The organism is Gordonia sp. (in: high G+C Gram-positive bacteria) (genome assembly GCF_012515855.1).
Classification (GTDB): Bacteria; Actinomycetota; Actinomycetes; order Mycobacteriales; family Mycobacteriaceae; genus Gordonia.
On sequence record NZ_JAAYXO010000216.1, the window covers coordinates 1 to 19,100 of the forward strand.

Annotated in this window: 12 protein-coding genes, 1 tRNA gene and 1 pseudogene; 10 read left to right on the forward strand and 4 right to left on the reverse strand. The window is 67.9% G+C overall.

Going from position 1 to position 19,100, the window contains the following annotated elements:
- Positions 1–1,005 (forward strand): FAD-linked oxidase C-terminal domain-containing protein (locus GX543_RS15780; protein WP_290853291.1); only part of this gene is annotated, 1,005 nt, incomplete at its 5' end.
- A gap of 226 nt (positions 1,006–1,231) precedes the next feature.
- On the forward strand, positions 1,232–4,270 hold the full coding sequence (locus tag GX543_RS15785; RefSeq protein WP_290853293.1) for a hypothetical protein: 3,039 nt from the start codon (positions 1,232–1,234) through the stop codon (positions 4,268–4,270).
- A gap of 13 nt (positions 4,271–4,283) precedes the next feature.
- Here the strand turns inward: GX543_RS15785 and GX543_RS15790 are convergent, their stop codons facing one another.
- Positions 4,284–5,012, reverse strand: a complete 729-nt coding sequence (locus tag GX543_RS15790) for an AraC family transcriptional regulator (protein ID WP_290853295.1) — start codon at positions 5,010–5,012, stop codon at positions 4,284–4,286.
- Between the two features lie 187 nt (positions 5,013–5,199).
- Between GX543_RS15790 and GX543_RS15795 the strand changes: the two genes are divergently transcribed.
- The 4 genes from GX543_RS15795 to GX543_RS15810 are packed head-to-tail and all read left to right on the forward strand — an operon-like array spanning position 5,200 to position 10,103.
- On the forward strand, positions 5,200–6,168 hold the full coding sequence (locus GX543_RS15795; protein WP_290853297.1) for an ABC transporter substrate-binding protein: 969 nt from the start codon (positions 5,200–5,202) through the stop codon (positions 6,166–6,168).
- 10 nt (positions 6,169–6,178) lie between these two features.
- On the forward strand, positions 6,179–7,987 hold the full coding sequence (locus tag GX543_RS15800) for a siderophore-interacting protein (RefSeq protein WP_290853299.1): 1,809 nt from the start codon (positions 6,179–6,181) through the stop codon (positions 7,985–7,987).
- Entirely contained in the window at positions 7,984–9,030 is a 1,047-nt protein-coding gene (locus GX543_RS15805) for an iron chelate uptake ABC transporter family permease subunit (RefSeq protein ID WP_290853301.1), read from the forward strand. Before GX543_RS15800 ends, GX543_RS15805 begins: the two co-directional genes overlap by 4 nt.
- A 14-nt stretch (positions 9,031–9,044) precedes the next feature.
- Positions 9,045–10,103 (forward strand): iron chelate uptake ABC transporter family permease subunit, encoded by a 1,059-nt coding sequence (locus GX543_RS15810; RefSeq protein ID WP_290853303.1) that lies wholly within the window; start codon positions 9,045–9,047, stop codon positions 10,101–10,103.
- Between the two features lie 9 nt (positions 10,104–10,112).
- Here GX543_RS15810 and GX543_RS15815 read toward each other — a convergent pair whose 3' ends face one another.
- Complete coding sequence (locus GX543_RS15815) at positions 10,113–10,589, reverse strand: DUF4262 domain-containing protein (protein ID WP_290853304.1); 477 nt, start codon at positions 10,587–10,589, stop codon at positions 10,113–10,115.
- Positions 10,590–10,793: 204 nt separating this feature from the next.
- Between GX543_RS15815 and dnaG the strand changes: the two genes are divergently transcribed.
- The 3 genes from dnaG to GX543_RS15830 all read left to right on the forward strand — a co-directional run bounded on the left by dnaG (position 10,794) and on the right by GX543_RS15830 (position 15,911).
- Positions 10,794–12,698 carry a DNA primase gene (dnaG, locus tag GX543_RS15820; protein ID WP_290853306.1) on the forward strand — a complete coding sequence of 635 codons (1,905 nt, stop codon included), beginning with the start codon at positions 10,794–10,796 and terminating at the stop codon, positions 12,696–12,698.
- A gap of 121 nt (positions 12,699–12,819) precedes the next feature.
- Complete coding sequence (locus GX543_RS15825) at positions 12,820–14,811, forward strand: OPT family oligopeptide transporter (RefSeq protein ID WP_290853308.1); 1,992 nt, start codon at positions 12,820–12,822, stop codon at positions 14,809–14,811.
- 122 nt (positions 14,812–14,933) lie between these two features.
- Positions 14,934–15,911, forward strand: a complete 978-nt coding sequence (locus GX543_RS15830; RefSeq protein WP_290853310.1) for a hypothetical protein — start codon at positions 14,934–14,936, stop codon at positions 15,909–15,911.
- Positions 15,912–15,951: 40 nt separating this feature from the next.
- Here the strand turns inward: GX543_RS15830 and GX543_RS15835 are convergent, their stop codons facing one another.
- A complete protein-coding gene (locus GX543_RS15835) occupies positions 15,952–17,682 on the reverse strand; it encodes a VWA domain-containing protein (RefSeq protein ID WP_290853312.1) in 1,731 nt (576 codons plus the stop codon).
- Positions 17,683–17,842: 160 nt separating this feature from the next.
- Between GX543_RS15835 and GX543_RS15840 the strand changes: the two genes are divergently transcribed.
- Positions 17,843–17,919, forward strand: a tRNA-Ile gene (locus GX543_RS15840).
- A gap of 9 nt (positions 17,920–17,928) precedes the next feature.
- Here GX543_RS15840 and GX543_RS15845 read toward each other — a convergent pair.
- Positions 17,929–19,100 (reverse strand): annotated as a pseudogene (locus tag GX543_RS15845) (hypothetical protein); the annotation flags it as partial.

The window sequence follows — 19,100 nt, forward strand, 5'->3', positions numbered from 1 at the left end:
GCCGACAAGGGGCTCTGGTACCCGCCGGACCCGTCGTCGTTCGAGATCTGCACCATCGGCGGCAACGTGGCGACCAACGCGGGCGGGCTGTGCTGCGTGAAGTACGGCGTCACCACCGACTACGTGCTGGGACTGCAGGTGGTCCTGGCCGATGGCCGTGCGCTGCGCATCGGCGGCAAGCAGCTCAAGGACTCGGCGGGGTTCCCGCTGACGAAGATGTTCGTCGGCAGCGAGGGACTCCTGGGCATCGTCACCGAGGTCACCCTGCGGCTGCTCCCGCCGCAGGCGTCCGCGTGCACGGTGGTCGGATCGTTCGGCTCGGTCCGCGCGGCCAGTGAAGCGGTCCTCGCGGTGACGTCGCAGATCCGCCCCGCGATGCTCGAGTTCATGGATTCGGTCTCCATCAACGCCGTCGAGGACATGTTGAAGATGGGCCTCGACCGGACGGCGGGCGCACTTCTGGTCGCGCAGTCGGACGCTCCCGGACCGGCGGGGGAGGCGGAGGTCGCGTTGATCGAGGAGGCCTTCCGGGCGTGTGGGGCGGGCGAGGTGTTCTCGACCTCCGACCGGGTGGAGTCCGAGGCCTTCACGGCGGCTCGTCGCGCCGCGATTCCGGCGGTGGAGAAGCTCGGTGCGCTGCTCCTGGAAGACGTCGGGGTCCCGCTGCCCGCACTGCCGGATCTGATCGACGGCGTCGAGACGATCGCGGCGGAGAACAAGGTGCTGATCTCGGTGATCGCCCACGCCGGCGACGGCAACACCCACCCGCTGATCGTGCACGACCCCGCCGACGCCGACGAGACCGCGCGAGCCAACCGTGCGTTCGGTCAGATCATGGATCTGGCGATCTCGCTCGGCGGCACCATCACCGGCGAGCACGGTGTCGGCCGCCTCAAGAAGGGGTGGCTGCGCGACCAAGTCGGCGACGACGTGATGGAGCTGATGGCGACGCTGAAGTCGGCGCTCGACCCGCAGGGTCTGCTGAACCCCGGGGTAATGCTGTAGCGGTCGATCGTTCGGGCGGCATAGGTCGACTGATGCTCGTTTCGTCAAGCTCTCGTGAACATGGACACAGACCGTCGTTTCGGGTGCGGAGATTGGGCTCGGGACCGGGTACTGTCCCTCTGTCCCGGTGGCCGTCGGCCCCACCCGCCTCCCCCTCGGGAGTCGTGGCGCCGGGCGCGGAGACAAGTGCGAAAAGGTGTGTGAGACAGCTCGAATGACCGCTTCGGTGACTGATCGTGCGAATGGATTCGAGGCTGAGCTGAGCAAGGCCTATGCCGGTGCAGACCTCCTGCTCGAGTTGAACTTGAGCCCGCAGCAGTACACCTGCGCGCGCGAGCATCTGGGCGCACTGATGGACGAGGTTCCGGCGGGTGCGCACATCGCCCTGCTCATGCGGTTCCCCGCGCTGACGATCGCCGGCCTGGTGGGCCACGCGACGCTCCGTTCGACGGCGCCCGAGGTCGGCTTCTGGGACGGATTCTGGGCGTCGATCGGCCGCGATCGCGACAAGTCTTTCGAAGAGATCCTCGACCAGCTCTTCGGCGACATGCTGGGCCAGTTCGGGCTGCGCGATGTGGAAGGCCTCCGCGAGACCTCGGTGGTCCCGCTGCTGGAGTTGCACGCCGGCCTCAACGCGGAGACGGTGGGCGCGCTGGTGACGGCCATCGAACGTCACGTGGCTGCCGGACACGAACCGCGCGGCACCGCGATTCTCGACCGCGTGACCGAGCCCGGGTTCGCCCATCGACGTGCCGAGCTGCCCGCTGCCTACTGGATGCTGCTGCAGCATTCGCCTGCGGTCGCCGTCGGCGTTCTGAACCGCATCACCGAACTGTTGGTCGCGACCGTCGCGCACCCCGAGGCGTGGTCGCCCGAGGCCGTCACGCCGACCACCGCGGACCTGCCCGCAACCGTGCTGCGGGCCGTCGTCGAGCGACTGGCGCACACGCCCTTCCTCGGTGGCGACCCCGCCGCGGCGGCGCTGTGCACCGCGGGATTCCCGCAACTGCGGTTCCACGCCTCCGACGGCGAGATCCGCGTGGTGATCCCCGGCGGCGAGACCGATGCGCTCTGGCGCGTCTGGAACGGCGAAGCACCCGAGCAGGTCTCGGTTCCCGCAGGCGAATCGGCGGCATTGCCGATCGCCGTCGCCGTCCGCGAGAGCGTGCTGGTGAACCTCGACTCCGGGGTCCGCCGAGTGGTCCCGATCTTTCATCCGGCCGATCCCGTCGTGGTGTTCGGCGCCGACGGCCGTGTGGTCTCTCGGTTCGAGCCGCTGCCGGCTGCCGAGGTGACGGTGCTGGTTCCGCGCGACGCCGACTTCACTTCCGGCACGCGTAAGAAGATCGCCGTCGTCGACCATCGGCCGGCTCCGTGGGACGGCTGGGAACTGCGGGTTCTCGACCTCGCCGGGCACCGCGAGCTGCTGCTCAAGCGTGACGGGAAGCCGGGTCGCACGCGGCGCGTCCTGCCCGTCGAGACTCCGGCCTACGCGCTGCCGGACGCCATCGCGGGCATTGCGACTCGTGGCGGTGAACCGGTGTACGGCGAACGCCCGCTGGTGGATCTGCCCGTCCACGAGGGCGAGGGCACCAAGGAGTGGCGCGTGCGCGTCCGCCGCGCGGGCGACCGCGAGTGGTTGGTGGACTATCCCTGGGCGTCGGCCGACTACGTGACCTCCGCCGATCCGTTCGACGGTCTCGACGAGCCGTTGGTGGGACGCTACGAGATCGCCGCGGGCGACTCGTACGGCCTCGACCTGCGGTTGACCGTGACGATCGCCGAGGGGCTCGACGCGACCCACGACCCCGCGATCCGGCTGCCGCAGGCCGACGGATTGACCACCTCGACCACCGAGCTGGTGTCGACCACCGACCTGACGATCGACGACGCCGCGCTCGACTTCGGCCCCGATGACATCGAACGGAACGTGACCGTCGGGTCCGGCGAGGCCGAGCTGGCGCTCACGGTACGACCGCCGCACGCCGAGATCCGCTTCGAACACCCCGGTGTGCCCGCCGTCTGGCAGACCGAACTACCCGAGATCGGTATCGTAGCCCCCGCCGCCGGACACCTCACCGTGCGCATTCCGGGGGCGATCGACGTCTCGTTCGCGCTGCTCGACGCCGACGGAGACATCGTCCGCGAATGGGAGGCCGAAGCGCACGCGGGCACCGAGTTCACCATCTCGACTCGCACCGTCGTCGACGCGGCCAAGCGCCTGCTGCGCGGCAGCCTCGTCGCGTTGATCGAGGAGGAGAGCGGGGACTCCGATGAGGCCGAGGTGGCGCTGGTGGTGCGGACCGCCGCCGTGGTGGAGCCGAACGCCGTCGACCACACCGGCGACGCACTCACCGCAGCGTGGCTGCGATTGGACGCGTTGCAGGCCGAAGAGGTCGAGGCGCCCGCTCCAGAGGCGGCTCCGATGGAGGCGGTCGACGCCCCGGTCGACGACCTGCTGATCGCTGATCCGACAGCGTCCCTGGTGGCGCTGGGCGACAGTCCAGTGGCGCCGTCGCGCATCCCGGCGCTGCTGATCCGCTCCGGGCTCGCCGAGCGAGTCTTCGACATTCCCGCGGAGTACGTCGCGACGCACCCGAACCCGTACGTCGGTTGCACCCTCGCGACCGGTGCGGTCGTCGACCCGCAGGCGCCGCACCGGGACGACCTGCAGTCGTACCTGGCCAGCCGCGGCGGCGAAGACCTCCTGCGCCTGATCGCCAGCGGCCGGATGAGCGACCCGCGCACGGGTGTCTTCGACCGTAACGTCCTCGCCGTCGACGCGATGGCTCCGGATCAGGTGGACGCGCTCTTCGAGCGCTTCCGCATCGTGCCCGGACCGCTGGTGGACCTCGACATGCGGACCGCCGCGACCATCAGCGCGTTCCATCGACGCTCGGAGTGGATGACCGACCCGGTCGGCCTCGCCGCACCGCTCTACATCAACAAGACGCTGCGCGATGTGCGTCGGGCCTCGCCGGAGCTCTACGACCTGATCGCCGCCCGCAACGAGGCGCTCGACGGCGTCGACACCATCACCAATCCGTGGATGCTGCTGTCGATGCAGTCGCTCGCCTTTGCCGCCCTCGGTCGGCTGCAGGCGTATGGGCGTCTCAAGCAGCCGGTGCTCGACGGCGAGGCGCGGGCCATGTGGGCCAAGCTGGCCGACTACTGCCCGGCGATGGTCGCGGCCGATCTGCTCATCGCGAATGCGGTCGTCGTCCGGGCCGACGCTCTCGACAAAGTGCGGGCGGCGAAGCAGTAGCGACGCGCGACGCTCACGAGCTCTGGAAATCGGCGAGGTCGAGATCTGCTTCGCGACGCAGGGCTTTCTTGAGCCCGGAGGGCGTCGCGTAGCCGGCAGCGGCGGCCGCGCGTCGCGGAGGAGCGCCCGACCGTAGGCGGTCAATGGCGATGTTGAGTCGGGCCCGCACCCGCCACTGGTGAAAAGAGATCCCGGTCTCGGCCAGGAACAGGCGCTGGACGTGCCTGCTGCTGGCACCGTGCCGTGCGGCGAGGAGATCGAGTGATTCGGTGGAGACCGGGGCGACGGCCGCGATGGCGGCGGCGACCGGGTGCTGCGGCGTCGGCAGGGCGAAGTGCGGTCCCGCCAATTGAGTGAGGACCTCGTCGAGCGCCTGACGGAATACCGCGACCTGCTCGTCGGTCGACGGTGCGACCCCCAGCAGAGCGGTCATGACAGCGGTCAGCGCGGGCGGTGACCCCAGGCGGTGGACGGGCTCGGGCGGAACGGTCGTCGGCGAGAGCATCGGCCCGATTACCAGACTGCCGGGAGAGTAACGGGCCGAGTGTGGGACGCCGGGAGCCAGCCACACCGCCGACTGGGTGCCGAGGAACACGCGTTCGCCGCCGATCTCCAGGGTCGCGGAACCGGTGACCACGTAAATCAGGTGCGGTTCGGGATGGCTGTGGGTCGCGTGCCCGAGGAAGCGGTAGGCGGTCTCGGGCGCCAACACGGCCAGGCGGCCGGGGACTTGTTCGGCCATTGCTTCCTTTCGCAGGGTCAGCGGCTGTCGTGAGCCGACGACATGTCGGGTTGGGCGTCAACTCATGTCGTATCCGGCGCGGATCGACGAAAAAGTACTTTAGCTTAGTCTTACCTAACTAAAGTGCTCGCGGGTACGTCGGGCACCCGAACTGGAAGTTGGTGCCTCGATGCCCAGGTCTCGAACGATGCTCGCAATCCCCATTGCGCTGTTCGCAGTGATGACCCTCATGCTGTCCGCGTGCTCGGCGGATGGCGGAGACAGCGCCGGCGGTGATCGGGTAGTCAAGACAGATCAGGGCGACGTGGTGATCCCCGCGGACGCGGAGCGGGTGGTCTTGCTGAACTATGCGCTCGCGGGATATCTGTTCGATCTCGACGTCCCCGTGGTGGCGATGACTCCCGAGGTCACCGACGGCGAGAAGAATTACAACGCGGACTGGGCCGACGCCGCAGAGGAGAACGACACCCAGTTTCTGCCCTGGAGCAACGACGGGTTCGACATGGAATCGATCCTCGACGCCGACCCCGATCTGATCATCGCTGGCGGTCTCGGATTCCCGCTCAAGCACGCGGAGACGTCATACGACCAACTGACGCAGATCGCGCCGACAGTGATCGTCAGCGGCGACCTGACGGAGTGGCGCGATCAGTACCGGTTCCTGGCGGACGACGTCTTCGGCCGGCCGGACAAGTACACGACGGCCGTCGACTCCTACGAGCGCCGCGTCGCGGAAGTGCGCGACAACATCGTGGTGCCCGACGGAGAGTCGACCTTCTTGACCTTCACCGCGGACGGCTCGGCATTCGTATCGATCGAAGATCGAGGGCTTCCCAAGGAGTTTGCGCGCTTGGGATTCCGGCCAGCGCCGCTGTTCGCGACCGGCAGGTATGAGCCGTACACCCCGGGCGGTGACAGCTTCGAGCTGTCGTCTGAACAAGTCGGCCAGGTGATCACCCAGGACACCGTCTTCATCCTCGGCTTCTACGCGGACGTCACATCGGCGGATCAACTGAGGCAGCAGCCGATCTACGCCGCATTGCCCGCCTTCAAGAAGAACCAGGCGTTCGACCTGCCCCACTGGGTCCAGCGCAGTGACTACGACGAGGCGATGCGCATGCTCGACATCGTCGAGACGATGTTCGCGAAGAAGTAGCAGGAAGCCGATGTCTCAGCGCCGTTTCATTCCACTGCCGCTCATTCTCCGCAAACTCCAGGTGATCAGGACCGACGACGTCACCCCTCGCATGCGACGAGTGACCCTCGGCGGTCCCGAGTTGGGTGCCTTTTACCGCGACGGACACCACCTGCCTGCGTTCGCCAGCCCGGCATTCGACGATCACGTGAAGCTGATCTTTGCCCCGGGTGGGGACATCGCCGATGCGTTGCCCGTGCAACGGGCCCGCAGCATCGATTGGCTGCCGTCGGCGGTGCGCCAAACGCGCGATTACACCCCGGTCGAAGTGACGCCGGAATCGGTCTCGTTCGACTTCGTGGTGCACAGTGCCGGTTCCGATTCGATACGCGGTCCGGCAGAAGCCTGGGCGACGACGGCGAAGCCCGGCGACGACCTCTGGGTGGTCGGGCCGAAGTCGTCGACCGTGGTGCCAGAAGAGGCCGACTGGGTGCTGCTCGCCGGTGACGAGACGGCGCTGCCCGCAGTGCGGCGATTCCTGGCCGAACGCCCAGTGGACGGGCCGGTGCGCGTGGTACTGACCATCGCCGACTCGTCGTCGCGGCAGGACTTGGGGCACACGGAGATCGATGAGGTGATCTGGACGGTGGCACCGCCGGGCGACCCGTTCGTGTTGGCGCGTGCCGTCGAAGAGTTGGAGCGGCCAACCGGCCGCCCCTACGTATGGGCCGCTGCGGAGAGCAGATCGCTGCTCCCGATACGCAAGTTCGCGAAGCGGGAACTCGGCGCCGATAAGTCGAACACCGACATCACCGGCTATTGGCACCGGCGAACCGAGACGCCGGAGTCCCCGGTGGAAGGGGCCGCAGACAGGGCTGCGGTCGAGACGCCGCGCATGGATATCGTCGAATCGCCTGTCACCTGGTTAGCCGTCCGGGCAGCGCTCCGGCTTGGCCTCCTCGAGGCGGTCGACGGCACGGGCCCCAACGGCGCCGGTCTCGATCGCGATGCCCTGGCGGCCAGGCTGGGGGTTGAGCGTCGACGGCTCGATGCCTTGGTGGACCTGCTGGTCGGATGCCGCGTGCTGACCTGCGAGGACGGTGTCCTGGCGTCGGGGGAAGTCGGCGACGACCTGCTGACTGATGAGCACTTCCGCGAGCATTTCGACGGCGTCGACGCCGACACGGTGCTATCGCTGGTCGATCTCGCCGAGGCACTCGGTGCCGGCGAGTCGGTGTGGCAACGGAAGTGGAGCCGAACCTACGCGCAGCACGTGCACGCCAATGTCGAGCAGTTCGCGGAGTTGGTGGACAGGTCTGGTCGGCTGACATTCCTGCTGCCCAACATCGTCGAACTGCCTGCGGTCGCGCAGCCCAGGCTCGGTCTGTTTGGGCCGGGCGCGGTGGTGGTGGCCGACGAACTCGTCGGCTCACAGCGGTTGGCGGTCGGTGCGGACGTCGTGGTGGTGGAGGAGCCGGCGGCAGTGACGGCCTTGGCCGCGACGTCGATGACCGGCCGAGTGCGGTTCGCCCACGCCTGGGCAGACCACGACACGGTGGTTGCGGTGCAAGCGTTCTGGTACCGCGACGACGCCGAGGTGACCGCGGTGTTGGCGGGCCTGAGTGGCCGCACCCGGCGGATGGTGATCGTGGAATCGGTGGAAGGCGATGCACTGGATCCGAGGTACCTGGAGGCATCGCTGGTGACAGCGGCAGTCGTCGGGCAAAGCCCACGGGACCGCGACCGTTTGATTGCGTTGCTCGCGGCCTCGGGTTGGGAGACGACCGAGGCGATGGCCCTGGGCTGGGGCGTGTGGGCGCTGGTGTGCGTGCCAAAATGACAGTCGTCGCTGCTCCCGCGGTGGTAGACCGTGGCGACCAGTTGGGGTCGCCGGCGCGGGTCAGATTCTTTGCCCTGGCGGGAACGGTGGTGGCGCTGGGAGCGCTGTGCGTGCTCAGCGTGGCGATCGGATCTGCGCCGTTGTCAGTGTCGACAGTGTGGGAGGCGGTGACCGCCTACGACGGGGAGAACATTGACCACATCACCGTGGTCGACAGCCGGGTGCCGCGGACCCTGCTGGCTCTGCTGATCGGGTCGGCGCTCGGCGTGGCCGGTGCGCTGATGCAGGCGATTGGACGCAACCCCCTCGCCGATCCCGGATTGCTCGGGGTCAACTCGGGGGCGGCGCTCGCGGTCGCGATTGGCGTCGCCTACCTGGGTATGACGGCGATTTCGGAATTCATCTGGCTCGCGATGATTGGCGCGGTGCTCGCGGCGATCCTCGTGATGGCCATCGCCGCGCGCGGCCCGTCGGGGCCCACTCCGCTGCGCATCACCTTGGTCGGTGTTGCGCTGAGCGCAGTGTTCAGCGGGCTGGCGATGAGCCTATCGCTGGTGAACCCCAGTCGCTTCGAACGGATTCGGTTCTGGGGCGTGGGGAGTATCGCTGACCGGCCGCCGGGGGCTGTCGAGTTCGTCGCACCGATCATTGCCCTCGGGCTGCTGCTCGCCTTCGCGGGCGCGCGGTCGCTTAACGCACTCGCCCTCGGTGACGACGCGGCGCGATCGGTCGGCGTGCGGGTGGGATTCACTCGCACCGGTTCGGTGTTCGCGCTGGTGTTGCTGTGCGGTGCGGCCACCGCAGCGGCCGGGCCGATCGCGTTCGTCGGGCTGATGGTGCCGCACGCGGTTCGCATGCTGGTCGGCGTCGACGAACGTTGGGTGATCGCGTTCTCGGCCGCGGTCGGGCCGGTGATTCTGCTGGCTGCTGACCTCGTCGGGCGGCTGGTGGTGCGGCCTGAGGAACTTCAGGTCGGGATCGTGACGCCCTTAATCGGCGGACCGATCCTGATCTGGCTGGTGCGTCGGGCCAATCGCCTGTGAACGCGCTGGCGGCGATGCGACGCCGAGTGCGTCCGGGGAGCGAGCGCTCTCGGCGGTCCGCGCGCAGTATCTCGATCGCAGCGTTCACCGTGCGGGTCAGCGGTCGTTCGACTGCGGTGGCGGTGGCGATGGTGGCGGTTCTCCTCGGCACCGCGTATCTCTCGTTGAGTTTGGGGCGCAGCGGTCTGGAGGTGGCAGACCTGCTCGCTCTGGTCTCCGGCAATGCCTCCCCGCGTGACCAGCTGATCCTCGGCTGGCGGGCGCCGCGGGCCCTCGCGGCGGTCGTTTTCGGCGCCTGCCTCGGCATCAGCGGCGCCTTCTTTCAATCGCTGACCGGTAATGCGCTCGGCAGCCCGGACGTCATCGGCCTGAGTTCGGGTGCGTACACCGGGGTGATTGTCGTGCTGATGGTCGGCGGCAGCGGCTTCCTGCAGGTGGCACTCGGGGCGGTGATCGGATGTACGGTCGCGGCCGTCGCGGTGTTCCTGCTCGCCTACAAGCAGGGTCTGGCAGGCTTCCGACTGATTGTCGTCGGCATCGCGGTCAGCGCCACCCTGACTTCGTTCAATCATTGGTTCAGTGTGAGCGCCGACCTCGACGAAGCCATGCGCGCCGCGATCTGGGGCGCCGGATCGCTCGCCGGGATCAGGTGGGGTCCGCTGGCGGCGGTGGTGGCGGTCGCGCTGGTTCTCACGACGATGCTGCCGCCGATCGCGCACCGCATGCGGCAGCTTGAATTGGGCGAAGACACCGCAGCCGCGCTTGGGGTGGAGGTCGAACGCACCAAGCTGGCGATGGTATTGATCGGAGTGGTCTTCACCGCCGTGGTGACGGCGGTCGCCGGACCGATCGCCTTCGTCGCGTTGGCTGCTCCCCAGATCGCCAAGAGGCTGTGCCGCTCGCCCTCGCTTTCGCTGACCAGCTCGGCTCTGGTCGGTGCCGCCGTCCTGTCGACGGCCGATATCGTCGCCGTTCATCTCCTCGCGGACGCCCGACCGCCCGTCGGGGTGGTGACCGTGACCCTGGGTGGGCTCTATTTGGTCTGGCTCCTGCTGCGCGAGGCCGAGAAGTAGCGACCTTCCTCACGCCGCCTCGGCAACGGGCAGGCCGAGTAGCGGCTGCACCTGTGCGGGAATGGCGTACCCGCGCTGCCACGGGTACCGACCTTCGTCGTCGGGCCACACCAATTGGACGGCTTCGAACTGCTGCCCGAAGATCACCCGGGTGAGGCGCATCGGTCCGGCGTCGATCACATCGATGGCGCGCAAGGACACTGGGCGACGGAGCCGGGCAGGCACCTGCGAGCCCGGACCGAACGTCGCGTCGAGCGCCACGGACTGGGCTGCGTGGTCGAGCAGCAGGCCGGCCAGTCGCGGGGGCAGCCCGGTCATCACCAGTTCGGGCCGACCGTGTTCGGTGAGTCCGGTGGTGTAGGCCAGCGGCGGATGCGCCGCGTCGCCGAGGACTCCGGTGACCGCCCACCGGCCGTCGACGATCTGCGCGATCGCGTCGCCGACGAGATCGTCGGCCCCGTCGCACTGGGGATCGAACTCGCACATGACTCCTCCTAGTCTCGCGACCTCCGCGCCGAGATCCGACCTTCCCCGTCGGGCGCTTCGATCGTTTGTTCGATTGGTGGTGTCACTGTACGACGGCCCTCTGACAATTCTGGGAACCGCTCGTCGAGTAGTGCCGACACGGCGTGTGCGCAGGGCTGTGGAGTGCGTCCGACCTCGATTCGTCAGCGGCACTAGACTAGTGACGTGCCAGGCCGAATCCCCGATCGCGACATCGCTGCGATCCGCGAGCAGACGCGCATCGAAGACATCGTCGGAGACTATGTCACGCTGCGTCGGGCCGGTGCTGACCGCTTGACGGGGCTGTGCCCGTTCCACGACGAGAAGACCCCGTCGTTCCACGTGCGACCCCACCACGGTCATTTCCACTGCTTCGGCTGCGGCGAAGGCGGCGACGTCTACACCTTCCTGCAGAAGCAGGAGCACATCAGCTTCGTCGAAGCCGTCGAGCAACTCGCCGACACCATCGGCTACACGATCAATTACGAGGGCGGCAACACCGCGGCGATCAAGCGCGATCGCGGTACGCGAGCCCGGCTGGTGGCCGCCAACGCGGCCGCGCAGCTGTTCTACGCCGAGCAGTTGCAGACGCCGGAGGCGCAGACTGCGCGGGAGTTCCTCACCGAGCGCGGCTTTGACGCCAAGGCCGCCGAGCACTTCGGCTGCGGCTACGCCCCCGCCGGGTGGGACACGATGACCAAGGCCCTGCTGAGGCAGGGTTTCCAGTTCAGTGAGCTGGAGGCCGCCGGTCTCTCGAAACAGGGCCAGCGCGGACCGATCGACCGTTTCCATCGCCGGCTCCTCTGGCCCATCCGCAACCTCGCGGGCGACGTGATCGGCTTCGGGGCGCGCAAGCTCTTCGACGACGACAACCTCGGCAAGTACATGAACACGCCCGAGACCATGCTCTACAAGAAGTCGCAGGTGCTGTTCGGGCTCGACCTCGCCAAGCGCAACATCGCCAAGAGTCACCAGGTGGTGATCGTCGAGGGCTACACGGATGTGATGGCGATGCACCTGGCAGGCGTCACCACGGCGGTCGCCTCGTGTGGCACCGCCTTCGGCGAGGATCACCTGGCGCTGGTCCGTCGGCTGATGATGGACGACTCGTACTTCCGCGGCGAAGTGATCTACACCTTCGACGGCGACGCCGCCGGTCAGGCCGCGGCGATGAAGGCCTTCGACGGCGAACAGTCGATCGCCGGCCAGACCTTCGTCTCGGTGGCGCCGGACGGCATGGATCCGTGCGAACTGCGCCAGAAGTCCGGCGACCCCGCGGTCCGTGACCTCATCGCCCGCCGGATCCCGATGTTCCAGTTCGCGATCAAGACCCTGATCGCTGGGCAGGACCTCGACACCGCCGAAGGTCGCGTGGCCGCGCTGCGGGAGACCGTCCCGGTGGTCGCCCGTATCCGTGACGTGGCCTTACGTGACGAGTACGCACGGCAGCTCGCCGGCTGGGTGGGCTGGGACGACGTCGGTCAGGTGCTCTCGCGGGTCCGCGGTGACGCCAAGCGCTACGGCGGGAAACGGCGCGGCGGTACGGCCAAGCAACAGGACTCGCGCACCCGGCCGGAGGCGATGTCGCCGCCGCCGACCGCACGACCGCTGCCGAACGACCCCCGGCTGTGGCCGCAGCGCGAGGCGCTCAAGGCGGCGCTGCAGTATCCGGCGATCGCGGGCACGGTGTTCGATTCACTGCCCGGCGAATGCTTCACCGACCCGTCGTACCTGACGATCCGCGAGGCCATCGCCGCCGTCGGGGGAGCGGCCAGCGGACTCGGCGGCGCCACCTGGGTCGACGCCGTTCATCACCGCGTCATCGACGACCCGGCGGTCGCGCCGCTCGTCACCGAGCTCGCGGTGGAACCGATCCCGGTGGAGGACGATCGCATCCCGCGTTACATCTCCAGCGTGCTCGCGCGGTCGCAGGAGATCTGGGTCGGCTCGCAGATCGCCGACATCAAGTCGAAGCTGCGGCGCATGTCGCCGGGCAACGATCCCGACGGGTACAACGCGCTCTTCGGCGACCTCGTCGCACTCGAGGCGTATCGGCGCAGTCTGCTGGAGCAGGCGTTCGACGCGGTCTGACGGCCGCATCGTCATCAGTTCGAAACGGACGTTGGGACGGGTTCGTCGTCGGCGGTGCACGTCACCGTCGTAAGGTGACTTTCTGCTCGGCTTCATGTTTGTGAGCGGGAGGAACCCTCAAATGTTTACATCGGTCAAGACTCCGATGCGCGAATTGACCATCCGCAGTGTGATCCTCGGTGGCGTGATCACCCTGGTGTTCACCGCGGCCAACGTCTACCTCGGACTGAAGGTCGGTCTCACCTTCGCGACGGCCATCCCCGCGGCTGTGATCTCGATGTCGGTGCTGCGTTACTTCCGCGACCATTCGATCGTTGAGAACAACATCGTCCAGACCATCGCCTCCGCGGCGGGTACGCTGTCGGCGATCATCTTCGTGCTGCCCGGTCTGGTGATGATCGGCTGGTGGACCGGCTTCCCGTACTGGGAGACGGTGGCGGTGTGCGCCCTGGGCGGCATCCTCGGCGTCATGTATTCGATTCCGCTGCGGCGGGCTCTGGTGACGGGGTCCGACCTTCCGTATCCCGAAGGCGTCGCCGCGGCCGAGGTCCTCAAGGTCGGCGACGTCGCGGGGCAGGAACCGGGAGCTGCCGATGCCAACCGCGGCGGTATGCGAGCGATAGTCGTGGGCGCCGTCGGCGCGGCGGTGTTCTCGCTCCTCGGCTCGCTGAAGCTGATCTCGACCGAGGTCGCGTTCGCTTTTCGCGTCGGGCCCGGCGCGTCGATGATGGGGGCGAGTCTGTCGCTGGCGTTGATCGGTGTCGGCCACCTGGTGGGCATCGCCGTCGGTATTGCGATGCTGGTCGGCTTGGTCATCTCGTTCTTCGTCGTCCTGCCGGTCCGTACCAGCGGTACCGATCTGTCGGGCGATCTGCTCGACGCCGTCGGCGGCGTCTTCTCCGCCGACGTCCGCATGGTCGGTGCCGGCGCGATCGCCGTCGCCGCAGTCTGGACGCTGCTCACTATCATCGGTCCGATCCTCAAGGGCATCATGGACGCGGCGGCCAGCGCCCGCCAGCGCCGGTCCGGTCAGGAGGTCGACGTCACCGAGCGCGACATCCCGATCCAGTACGTGGGCCTCACCATCGTTGTGGCGATGATTCCGATCGGCTGGCTGCTGTGGGACTTCCTCAGCGGCACCGCGCTCGTCGGCAGCGCGGCCGGAATTCTCGTGGTCAGCGTGATCTTCGTCTTCGTGATCGGCCTCGTGGTTGCAGGCGTCTGCGGTTATATGGCGGGTCTGATCGGCTCGTCGAACAGCCCGATCTCGGGTGTCGGCGTGCTGGTGGTGCTGTTTGCGGCGCTGCTGATCAAGGTGACCCACGGTCCGGCCGAGAGCAGCAGCCAGACCGAAGCGCTGATCGCGTACACGCTGTTCACGGCGGCAGTGGTGTTCGGCGTCGCCACCATCTCCAACGACAACCTCCAGGATCTCAAGACCGGCCAGCTGGTCGGCGCGACGCCGTGGAAGCAGCAGGTGGCGCTGGTGATCGGCGTGCTGTTCGGTTCGGCGATCATCCCGCCGATCCTGGAGCTGATGCACACCGCTTTCGGTTTCCAGGGCGCACCGGGCGCGGGGGAGAACGCCCTCGCCGCGCCGCAGGCCGCACTGCTGTCGACGCTCGCCAAGGGCGTCTTCGGCGGCGACCTCAACTGGGCGCTGATCGGACTCGGCGGTGCCATCGGTGCCGGCGTGATCGTCGTCGACGAGGTCCTCAAACGCACCACCACGTCATTGAAACTGCCGCCGCTGGCCGTCGGCATGGGCATGTACCTGCCGATGTCGCTGACCCTTATCATCCCGATCGGTGCGATCCTCGGGCTGTTGTACGACCGATGGGCGATGCGGGACGCCGTCGACGGCGAACGCAAGAAGCGTCTCGGCATCCTGCTGGCGACCGGCCTGATCGTCGGCGAGAGCCTCTACGGCGTCGTCTTCGCGGGCATCGTCGGAGCCACCGGCGAGGACTCGCCGCTCGCCATCGTCGGTGACGGTCTCGGCAACTGGATGCAGGTGATCGGCGTGATCGTCTTCATTCTCTTCGTCGGCGGGCTCTACCGGTACGTGAAGAAACTGGCGTCGGCCCCGGCTCCTGAGATCTCGAAGAAGTAGAACGCTTCCACCGTTGATCGTTACCCGGAGCGGGTAACGATCAACGGTGGAAATCTCGTGGTTCTTCCACAGCATGTCCGACGGGGCTGGAAGTCGGGATCGGCCGGACGCAGACTCGGTGGATGGGGGAGATTTCCGACGACGCGCGTGCGCGCTTGAAACGACTGCTGCGAACACAGGACGGTGTCGTCGCACGACGCCAAGTGATGGCCTGCGGCCTCGACTCGGCCTTCGTCCGGCAGCGGCTGCGGAGCCGGGAGTGGGTCGCGGTGCGTGCGGGCGTCTACGTAGCGCACACCGGTCAGTTGACGCGTCGTCAGCAGGAGTGGGCCGCGGTGTTGGCATTGGCACCTGCCGCGCTGAGTCACGAGTCGGCGATCGTCGCGGCGGGTGGATCCGAGATGGGCTGGGACGGTCGTCCGCTGCAGGTCGTGGTCGCCGCGGACCGGCACCCGGTGCGTCCCGAAGGGGTCGGTCTGCACTACAGCAGGTTCTTCGACGAACGGGTGATCGCACACGCGTGCCCGCCCCGCGTGCGGTTGGAGCACGCGGTGCTCGACGTCGCAGGCGAGGCGTTGTCGGAGTTCGCTGCCGTCGCGTGCCTGGCCGGCGTGGTGCAGTCGCGGCTCACCACGCCGGATCGATTGCTGGCCGCCCTTCAGGCCCGCTCTCGGACGGGCCGTCGTGCGTTCGTCGAGTCGGTCCTGGCCGACGTGCGCGACGGCGCGTGCTCGGTTCTCGAACACCGGTACCTCGTCGGCGTGGAGCGAGCGCACGGACTGCCGTCGTCGACCCGGCAGGCAGAGACCGGCGTCGGACGGCACGGATTCCGGGATGTGGAGTACCCCGACGCCGGTCTGATCGTCGAACTGGACGGTCGTCTGCACCACGACAGTGCGACGGCGCGCGACGCCGACATGGAACGGGACCTCGACGCCGCGGTCTACGCATCCAAGCGAAGTATCCGGTTGGGCTGGGGGCAGACCGTCGACCGTGCATGTCGGACGGCGGGAAAGGTCGCGCTGGTACTCAGCGACCTCGGCTGGACCGGAACCCCGACGCGGTGCGGCGCGGACTGCTCGATGCGTTTGCACCGTTGATCGTTACCCGGAGCGGGTAACGATCAACGGTGGAGAGCCGCTACTGCTCGGCGGCGGAGTAATAGACCTTCGTGACGGGGACGGGGGACGGCGAACCGTTCCTGTTCGAGTCTCGTCCGAGAACGGTCCATGCGGTGCCGGACTTGTCGAAGAGGCCTGCGGGCGCCTCGCTGTCGTCCTTCACCACAACGAACTTCGTCGGGCCGTCAGAGCAGTTGTAGATGTCGCGGTAGCCGGTGGGCGGCGGATCCCAGGCACCACCGAACCGCAAGTTGCAGCGACTGCCGTCCGCGAGTTCGAGTGCCCACGGGACCACTTCGTCTTGAGGCTTCACGGGCTTCTGCTCGGGAGGAACGCTGTAGGTCCAGGCGCGGAGCGTCTTCTCCCACGGCGAATAGGCGCACAGCAGTTGCGACGTGGACGTCTTGTTCCAGCACACCACGGCGGAGTCGGCAGTTGTTCCGCACCGGAAGACGCCGGGCGTGATGGCTCCGAGGCCGGGGCTACAGTAGGTCATTTCGCTCGACGGGAACGACCGCGACGAGCCGTCGTTCACGATCGTATAGCCGTCGCGGAGCGACCCCTTCTTATCCACCGCAATCACCTTCACGATCTCCGGGCCGCCACCCGAAGTTCCCGAGGTCGTCTTCTTCTTCGGCAGGCAGCCGCACAGCACGACCGTCGTGACGGTGCCCTCCGCGATGGAGCTGCCGCCCTCGTAGCCGAGAAGGTAGGCGGTACCGGCCTTCTCGTCGGCGGGGAAGATCGCGACGCCGTCGGAGTCCTGCCACGCGTCGCCGTAGAGCTCGATGGCGCGCGAGCCCGCGGTGCCCTTGGTGACACCGTCGATGGTGGTGCCTGCACTGCCGGGCGGATCGCCGGGGGCGATCTCGACGAGCTTCCCGGAGTCGTCGAACTCGTAGGTGCAGTCCTCCCAGAGGTAGATGGTCCGGTCGCCGTCCTTGCGTCCGTTGCGCGGGAAACTCGGGTTGGCGGAGCGGACGTCGTCGAGGGTGTCGCCGATCGCGATGCCGCCGCGCGAGTCGGTCGAGAGTCGGGTCGCGGCGTCGCGCGAGTTCTGCGCCGCAGACAGGCGCGCGCTGAGTTGCTCGGCGTTATCGGCGGTCACGAACAGGCCGCCGCCGTCGGCGGCGACGCACTTCAGGTCCGCGTTGTCGGTGCGGAATCCGACGGCGCTCACCGTCACGTCCGGGCGGTTCGCGTGGATCGCCTTCGCCGTGACGCAGGGATCTGGCGCACACGTCGGCTCGCCGTCGGACACCAGGACGATCGACGCGGGACCGCTGGGAGGCAGTTGGTTGGCCGCCATCTCGAGAGCGTTGCCGATCGGGGTGAAGCCCTGGGCGCGGATCGTCGCGAGCTGTGACGAGACCGCGGCCGTGTTCAGCGGTCCCAGCGGGACGGGCGTACTGACGTCGGTGCAGGCGCGGGACTGCCGTGTGGTCTTGGCAGGCATCTGCGAGCCGAAGACGACGACGCCGAAGTCAGTGCCGTGGGGCAAGCCGTCGGCGAGGTTGGTGACGGCACGCTTGGCGGCGTCGATCCGCGGTCCGGGAGCATCGGCGGTGTTCATCGAATCGGACGCGTCGAGCACGACCAGCGTCGGAATCTTCTGCGGAACCACCTCGCCGGGCGTGCGCCCGGCCTTGATTGCGGTGCCGTCGGTCGCGGAGCAGCCCACGATCAGGAGGATCGTGGAGATGAGGAACGCGAGCGCAGCGGACCGAAGAGAAGATCGTCGAGAGCGCATGGCCCGAAGATAATCGCCGGGCGCGCAGGGCGAACGCCATGCGGCGGATAACCGTTGGTTCGGAGGACCCCCGGAAACGCTTCCGCCGTTGATCGTTACCCGGAGCGGGTAACGATCAACGGCGGAAGGTAATCTCATGCGACGGGTCGGTCTGACCCACGGGGCGATAGCTCAGTCGGTTAGAGCCGCTGACTCATAATCAGCTGGTCGCGGGTTCGAGCCCCGCTCGCCCCACCATCGCGCGACCTACTCGGTCGCGTCAGCCGTGACGACGTCCGCTGCCGGTTCTTCGACAACCGGCTCGTCCACGGTCGTATCCGCAGGCGGGGTGGTGTCGTCGACCGTAGGCTCCGGTGCCGGCGGATCGGCTGCCGGCGGGGTATCGACGGTCTCCGGCTCGGCCGGCGGAACGACGGCGTCCGGCACGGACGACGGTGCGTCGTCGATGATCGCGGCGTCCGGAGTGTCGGTATCGTCCTGCGACAGCTTGTTCTGGATCTCGCTGAACGGGATCTGCTCGGGGTTCGACGCGTCGAGCGCGTGGTTGCCCGCGGAACGGGCGGTGCCGTCGGACGCGAGGGTCACGGGTGCGTCGGTGGTGGTCGGAGCGACGGATCCGACTGCACCGCTGAGCTTTTCGATGAGGTCCTGGTAGAACTCCGAGAGCTTCAAGATGTTGTTTCCGGTGCCGTCGACAAACGGACCGTACGCGCCGGTGGCCCAGTCGGCGAGCGGGTTGAGCGCCGCACCCATCGTGTTCAAGTAGAACGGGGTCAGGAACCCCTCGCCCTGAGTAATCGCCCCGTTGACGCCCGGGATGAAGCTGGTCGCGTTGATCAGCGACGTGGGGATCAGCGGGTTGTTCAGCAACGCGCCGAGGCCGAGGGCGTCGAGCGCGTCGTCGGCGCCCGCCGGGAGACCGAGGTCGACATCCGGCTTCTCGCCCAGCTGGATGTTCGGCAGGAGGGAGATGCCGTAGAGCGACGGCATGTAGACACCCGCGCCCGCCGGTCCGATGTTGAGGCCGCCGAGCGAGTAGACGATCGGGATCGGCAGGAACGGGTTCTGCAAGAGCAGCACGTTCTGGCCGTTGTTGAGATTGAACCCGTTGGTGCCGACGTAGTTGTTGCTCGTGATGTTCACGTTGGTCACGCCGAACCCGAAGGCGGTGTTCAGGTTCGCGACGTTGAGCGACAGCGGCGCGTAGACGCCGTTGTCCAGCGGCATCAGCACGGTGGTGCTGAGGTTGCCGACCGAAGCCAGGTTGAACGGCAGCGAGGCTCCGACGGAAGTGATGGGGATCGAGATCGTCAGGTCGAACGGGTCGGTGGCACCGAGGATCGCGGGAATCGCGAGGTCGGCCGTCGGGGCCGCGGCCCACCAGCCCGTCGAGGCGCCGAGGAAGTTGTACTTGCCGC